The following is a 7,223-nucleotide window of genomic DNA, read 5'->3' as shown; positions in this document are numbered from 1 at the left end:
CCGCCGGCGACCGGAACGGCCGCATAGCCCAAATCGAGGCGGATCACCGCACCCCCGACCGCGGCACCAAGCGCGTTGCCCAGGTTGAAGGCGCCGACATTGATCGACGAGGCCAGGCCGGGCGCCTCGGACGCCGCCTGCATCACCCGCATCTGCACCGGCGGCACGATGGCGAACGTCGCCGCCCCCCAGACCAGCAGGCCGGCCGCCGCACCGGCATGGCTGGTCAGCACCAGCGGCAGCCCCAGCATGATCGCGGCCAGCGCCGCCAGGAAGATCTTAGTCGCCCCGTCGAGCGACCAGTCGGCAAGCCGGCCGCCCAAGCCGTTGCCGATGGTGAAGCCGACACCGATCAGCACCAGGGCGATCGTCACGAACGTCCGCGACGCCCCCGCAAGATCGGCCAAAACCGGGGCGACATAGGTATAGAGCGTAAACATCGCGCCGGCGCCCATCACCGTGGTCGCCATAGCCAGCAGCACCGCCGGACGGACCAGTACGCCAAGCTCGCGCCGGACATCCGGCAATGTGCCTGCTTCCCCGCGGGGCAGCGCCAGCCACAGCGAGACGATGGCGAGAAGGCCCAACCCTGCCGTCCCGGCGAAGGCCGCGCGCCAGCCCACCTGCTGGCCGACCCAGGTCGCCGCCGGAACGCCGCCGATATTCGCGATGGTCAGCCCCATGAACATGGTGGCCACGGCGCTGGCCTGCTTCTCCTGCGGCACCACGCTCGCCGCGACGATCGCGCCCAGGCCGAAGAAGGCCCCGTGGTTGAGGCTGGTGACCAGCCGCGACGCCAGCAGCGTGTAATAATCCGGGGCCAGCGCCGAGAGGAGGTTGCCGATGGTGAAGATCCCCATCAGCAGCATCAGCGCTGTGCGCTTGCCGAAACGGCTGAAGGCAAGCGTCATGAACGGCGCACCGACCATGACGCCGACCGCATAGGCGCTGACCAGCAGCCCGGCCGATGGAATGGACACGTCCATCCCCTGGGCGATCACCGGCAGCAGGCCCATCGGCGTGAATTCCGTGGTACCGATACCAAAGGCGCCGACGGCAAGCGCCAGCAGCGGCCAGTTGAAACCCGCCCCCGCCTCGGCCGCGGAACCACGGGAAACCGATCCGTTCATCACACTATTCTCCCCACTTCCACACCAGCTCGATCCCAGACCGCTTCAATCCCAGACCGCTTCAATTCCAGGCGGGCCCATGCGCGTTCACGACCTCCATGGAGCAATCTTGATATTCAGGCGCCAACGCGATGCCGCACGCAAGGCAATCCGGCCCCGAAGCTAGGCCATGTCCGAGCCCTCGATAATCCATCGACCCGCCACAATATCTATGAAGCAAAATCACAGGCAAAGCATATCGAACGGCCTCGCGCCACCGGTTCGCCCTATATATAGATTGTTACAATAATCGGAAAATGGACGGCTCAAGATTTCAGACTATAAAATTAAACTATATTTTATTTTCCATAATATCCCACAGTCGCAATCGTGAAAAATTCGTTGACCTTCCGCGGCCGATATGACTGAATCGCAACCTTAACTAACGGTAAATTCTGGCGAAATTCCCAAGAGCCTGACCTGACATGTGGGCCGAGAAGATCCGTTCCTGCGTACAACGACCAGGACGCCCGATATTTTCCACGAACATCAACGAAATGGCATCTTTCCATTACGTCGAAGGATTATTGTCATGACGGCATCGTCAAATGCGCCATCCCGTCGCTCCCTGTCGACGAAGATCATCATGATATGCGGGCTGTCCTTTGTCGTCATCCAGATCGTTGCCGTCGCCCTGTCCGCCAGGCTGATGAAAGCGCAGGTCGAAAAGACCATCTATTCCCAGGCCATTTCAAAAAGCCAGATCCTGGCGCAGCAGATCGTACAGGCGCTCGCCGCGCAGAACACCGTCGTGCGCAGTCTGCGGGGCACCATCGAATCCGCCCATCGGTCCGGCGTGCTGACCAGACAGTTCGTCATCGACAATCTGTCCGAAACCATGCGTCTCTTCCCCAATATTTACGGCATGGACGTCAAGGAAGCCCCCCACGACGGCGAAGCCTCGCATTTTCCCGGCGGCCCGGTCGCGGATCGCCACGACACATTCTTCCCCTACGCCGTCCGTGGCCCCGACGGCAAGGTCTCGATCACCACCCCGCCGCTGCATTACAGCAATGTATTTTACAATATTATAAAGACCGGAAATCTGGAGGGTCTCGAACCGTATATCGATGCGGATTCGGGGGTTCCGATGGTATCGCCCACCTACCCCATCACGTTCGACGGCAAGAGGATCGCCGTCATCGGGGCGGACATCCCGCTCGGCTGGCTGGCCCCGCTCCTGAAAAGCGTTCACGTCACCCAGGGCTCGACCGTTTCCCTTCTCTCGGATCAGGGCGTCTGGATCGTCAATCCCGACCCATCCCTGACGATGAAACATGACGATGCTGTCCCGGCCATGCAAAACGCCATGGCCCAGCACAAGCTGACCATCATGCGGGGATTCGACGGCGGCGCGGCGGACCGCATTGTCGTGCCGATCAGAATTGACGATTTCGGCATATATTGGACCCTCGTCGTCGACGTGCCGTCCGATGCCGTCACCAAGCCCGTATGGAATACCGTCTTTTCCCTTGTCGTTCCGGGCGTGACACTGATTATCCTGTCCATCGTGCTGATGTGGGTCACGTTCGACAGGTTGCTCAGCACCCCCTTGCGCAACCTCCTGCGCTCCGTCGCGGAACTGGAACACGGCCAATATGACGTGACGGTATATGGGGCGCGGCGATCGGACGAAATCGGCGCCATGGCGTGCGGGCTCGAGAGCTTTCGCGAATCCCTTCTCAAGGCACAGCAGGCCGACGCCGAATCCCGCCAGGCGCGCCACCAGAACGAACTGATGCAGGCCAAGCGCCACCAGGAAGACGAACAGAGGCTCAAGGACGGCAACCGGGTCATCAAAACGATCGGCACCGGACTGGACGCCCTGGCCGGCGGCGATCTCTCGGTCCGTATCCATGATCCGCTGCCCCAGGAGTTCGAGCCCCTGCGCGACAATTTCAACCAGTCGATCCAGCAGCTCGCTTTGGCCATCGGGAGTATTTCCGACGCGGTCGGCATCATCGGGAAAGGCAGCCAGGCCGTCTCCGGCGGTGCGGAGGAACTCGCCAGGCGGACGGAGCAGCAGGCCGCCGCCCTTGAAGAAACAACCTCCGCGATAAACCAGATTTCCCGGAACGTCTCTCATTCCGAGGACATCATCACCCATACCCGGGCCATCGGCATGAAAGCCTGCCGCTCCGCCGAAGCGTCTTCGGAAATCATGGGCAAGACCCGCGAGGCCATGCAGCGCATCGAGACAAGCTCCGCCGAAGTCGTCGCCATCGTGGAAATGATCGAAGACATCGCGTTCCAGACCAATATCCTGGCCCTCAATGCCAGTATCGAGGCCGCCAGCGCGGGCAATGCGGGAAAAGGCTTCGCCGTCGTGGCCAGCGAGGTCCGCAGCCTTGCCCAGCGCAGCGCCGAGGCCGCCAAGGGCATCAGCCGCCTGGTGAACAAGACGGTCGAGGACATTCATGCCGGCGCGACATGCGTGCGGGACACCGAGCGCGCGCTGCAGGATATTTCCGGCCTCGTCGCGACAATGGAGGAGAAACTGGACACGATCGTTCACAGCGCGCGCGAACAATCCTCCAGCCTCAGGGAGGTCACCACCGCCGTGAATGTCATGGATCAGACCACTCAGAAAAACGCGTCCATAGCCGACAATTCACGTTCGTCATCGCGAAGCCTGACAGGCGAGACGCAAAAGCTGATGGAACTGATCACACACTTCAAATTGCCGGCGCGCGAAGGCGCCTCCATTCGAATGCGACAGGGCGAAATCATCGATCTGGCAAAACTGATCCAGGACCGCCCGAGATCAACAGGCCGCTAAGCGGAGACACGGGCGATCGTCGGGGGCGGATCGCCCCGTCACGCCCCTCCCTGGCCACGCCGCGCCCCCTTGGCCTCGCCGATATCGCCCGTTTTCTCGACGACGGTCGTATGTTCCTGCTTGGACAGTTTCTCCAGTTTCTGCACAAGATGATGCGCACCGATGCGCACGCCCTCGCGCGCGGCGTCCAGATAACCGAAACTAACCGTCGGGTCCAAGGCGTCCGGTGTTTGTACCGTCACCTGAGCGTAAAGAAGGCGCGACGTTTGGGCATCATACACCTCGACGGCATAATAGACCGCACCATAGGCAGTCCCGTTCCCCCCAGCAGCCTGCATCCCCGCATTTGTAACCAGACCGACACTTGATATATGCGAAATCGTCGACAAAACGGGAATACTTTTCTTCACCCCCGTTAACGTGACATGAAAGCGAAGAGTGCGCGAATCAGCCGAATGGACAAGCGTGTATTTTTTACCGATCTCCTTCGGGAAGGTCTTATCTATATAGTTTGCCATATAGACGCGGTCATTCTTCGACGTGCTGCCGAACTGTGCGTCCGAACCGCGGTAAATCTCGACCGGATCGATCATCGCCGATTTGTATTTTGAAAAATCAGCGTCCGGATCCAAATATTGCCATTTGAACTCGCTGCTTTTCTGCAAGGACAATTGATGGGACGATTGCAGGTTTTGATATTTTCTGGGGTCATCCGTGCATCCGACAAGCATCGCGCTCCCGCCGAAAGCACCGAGCACGATCAATGTATAACGGCATAAATCTCTATATCCTCGATATTTGTTTTTCATGATAAACACAGTTCGTCTCCGAATAGGTTGCGACTTGGAGGCCGCCGTTCGATCATTGCGGCGTCTACCCGAAAACGGCCATCGGGACCGGCCGAACCACAAGACGGACACCCGGCAGCCGTCCACGCCCGGCAAGCGGGCATCCGAGACAAGCTCTTGTTTCAATAAGAAGATTTGACGATATCCGGCGGCTCAGCGCTCCGGAACGCCGGTCTTGTACCTGCGGCGTTCGCACAACGGAGTCGGCAGAAAGAGAAAATATCGCCGCCATCGTTCACGAAGGGGTAGAGGGCTCATGTCCGTCATGGCGCCATGCTACCAGGAGATCGCTCTCAAACGATGTCAGACTGCGTCGTGTTTGTGTCAAGCGATACACAATCTCGCCGCACGGAAAGGAAGACGACATCAAACGGCAGGGGGAGCCAGGCAATATCGCCGCGGACAACACCCGGCTTCAGCGAATTCCAGCGGAGAGACGTCCGTCGTGAGCGCCCACATATCGAGAGCATTGCAGCGTCCTGAATACCCGCCGCGCTCCGGAAACCGCCAGGCCGGCCGTATTCGGTTGTTGCATGGCGTGCAAGGCCTGGTGTTGAGCGGCACCATCCGCGCGCTCCAATATCTCGGGCCCGCGCGGTGTTCCGATCTCGGCGCGATGCTCGCACGGACCGTCGGTCCTGTGCTTTCCGTTTCCCGTATAGCGCTGGATAATCTCAGAATCGCATTTCCGGAAATGGCAGAATCGTCTCGCGACGCACTCATGCGTGACGCGTGGGACAATCTGGGTCGTGTCGTCGCCGAATTCCCGCACCTGCCGAATCTTGGCCGTACCCAGGACGGTCCCGGCTGGGAGATCGTCGGGGAAGAATGTATCGCACAGGCATGGCAAGGGGGAAATCCACCGCTCTTCTTTTCGGCGCATCTGGGAAATTGGGAAATGATCCTCCCCATCGCCGGCGCACTTGGCCTGCCCGTGGGCGGCGTGTACCGCAGGACCAGCAATCCCGTTATCGACAGGTTGATTCAGGGCATCAGGGAACGCGCCGGTTCCGGAACCAAAATGTTTCCCAAGGGACGTCAGGGGGCCAGAGCGATCATCGCGCATCTGTCCGCCGGCGGTACGGTCGGATTTCTGGTCGACCAGAAAATGAACGACGGGATAAAGATCCCCTTTTTTGGAAGCCCGGCATGGACCGCGCCGGCGATCGCCCATCTCGCATTACGCTTTGAAAGAAACATCGTTCCAGTAAGCATTGTGCGCATCGCCCCTGCGCGTTTTCGTCTTGTTTGCGAACCTGCGCTCAGGATCGCCTTGTCGGGCAACCAGAAGGAAGACGAAGTCTCCATCATGTCGGCGATCAACCGCCATCTCGAAGGCTGGATCAGCAGCCGGCCGTCCGCCTGGCTTTGGTTCCATCGGAGATGGCCGAAAGGTGCCCCAGCCGATCAAGGACACCACGGCGCCGTTCACCACGGAACGGCACGCCCCTCGCGGTCCAGATAACGCAGACCGGGCCTGCCTCGCTGCGCGAGGACCATGTCCACGATCTTCGGAACGGTCTCCTCCAGGCCGAGCGGCGCGTCGGGCCCGCCCAGCTCCGTGCGAATCCACCCCGGCGCCACCAGCACCAGGGCGCGCGGCTCGCCCGCATGGCGGGCCGCATAGCTGCGCATATACTGATTGAGCGCCGCCTTGCTCCCGCGATAGACCTCGCGTCCGCCATGGGTGTTGTTGGCGATGCTCCCCTGTCCCGACGACATGACGCCGATCGTGCCGGCCGGCGAGACGAGATCCTGCAATCCCTCGACCACACGCATCGGACTCAACGCATTGGTGACCATCACGCGGACGAACTCCTCCGTCGACGTCTCCCCGATGGTCTCTCGCGGGTCGGCATTGGCAGTGCCCGCATTGACGAACAGGATATCGAAGCGGCGTCCGGCAAGGCGGTGCCGCAGCGCCATGATCTGATCCGGCTCGGTCATGTCGAGTTGCGCGATCTCGACGCGGTCGCCATGGGCATCCGCCAGGTCGTGCAGCAGGGTCCGGCCCATGCCGCGTACCGTCCCGACGACGGTCCATCCCTTCTTCAGGAACTCGGCCGCCATGGCATGGCCAAGGCCGCGCGACGCGCCGATAAGCAGAACCGAGCCCGGCGCGTCATGAAATGTGGTGGGGGTCATGGGAACAGCTCTCGCCTGATGATGTCCGCAGCGACTATGTTTCCCCCGCACGGGCGGCGCCAGACGCACAGGATGCACATTATGATTGCATCAGACGCCATGTCCGAAGGATTGAACCGGCGAGTATCCAGCCATGGGCGAGATCGATCTGAACCTGCTTCCCGCACTCGACGCCCTCCTGGCCGAGGGCAGCGTGACCGGTGCCGCACGCCGCCTGGGCCTCAGCTCTTCCGCCATGAGCCGCACGCTCGCACGGCTGCGCTCCGCGACAGGCGATCCGTT

At 61.1% G+C, this 7,223-nt stretch carries 6 protein-coding genes; 3 read left to right on the top strand and 3 right to left on the bottom strand.

What is annotated here, in order from left to right; all coding sequences use genetic code 11:
* A partial coding sequence (locus HUK84_RS07850; protein WP_176639792.1) for an MFS transporter occupies positions 1-1,130 on the bottom strand: 1,130 nt, incomplete at its 3' end.
* 571 nt (positions 1,131-1,701) lie between these two features.
* On the opposite strand from HUK84_RS07850, the gene HUK84_RS07845 reads away from it, so the two are divergent.
* On the top strand, positions 1,702-3,948 hold the full coding sequence (locus HUK84_RS07845) for a methyl-accepting chemotaxis protein (RefSeq protein WP_176639791.1): 2,247 nt from the start codon (positions 1,702-1,704) through the stop codon (positions 3,946-3,948).
* Positions 3,949-3,986: 38 nt separating this feature from the next.
* Here HUK84_RS07845 and HUK84_RS07840 read toward each other — a convergent pair whose 3' ends face one another.
* Positions 3,987-4,757, bottom strand: coding sequence for a DUF3313 domain-containing protein (locus tag HUK84_RS07840; protein ID WP_246285521.1), 771 nt, complete (start codon positions 4,755-4,757; stop codon positions 3,987-3,989).
* 484 nt (positions 4,758-5,241) lie between these two features.
* Between HUK84_RS07840 and HUK84_RS07835 the strand changes: the two genes are divergently transcribed.
* Positions 5,242-6,261 (top strand): lysophospholipid acyltransferase family protein, encoded by a 1,020-nt coding sequence (locus tag HUK84_RS07835; protein ID WP_317135258.1) that lies wholly within the window; start codon positions 5,242-5,244, stop codon positions 6,259-6,261.
* On the opposite strand, the gene HUK84_RS07830 is transcribed toward HUK84_RS07835, so the two are convergent.
* Entirely contained in the window at positions 6,225-6,941 is a 717-nt protein-coding gene (locus HUK84_RS07830) for an SDR family oxidoreductase (RefSeq protein ID WP_176639789.1), read from the bottom strand. The two genes, HUK84_RS07835 and HUK84_RS07830, sit on opposite strands and share 37 nt — an antisense overlap.
* A 133-nt stretch (positions 6,942-7,074) precedes the next feature.
* Between HUK84_RS07830 and HUK84_RS07825 the strand changes: the two genes are divergently transcribed.
* Positions 7,075-7,223: helix-turn-helix domain-containing protein (locus tag HUK84_RS07825; RefSeq protein ID WP_176639788.1), on the top strand; the 149-nt coding region annotated here is incomplete at its 3' end.

The organism is Nguyenibacter vanlangensis (assembly GCF_013376155.1).
Classification (GTDB): Bacteria; Pseudomonadota; Alphaproteobacteria; order Acetobacterales; family Acetobacteraceae; genus Gluconacetobacter; species Gluconacetobacter vanlangensis.
This window is presented reverse-complemented; position numbering and strand designations above follow the sequence as displayed.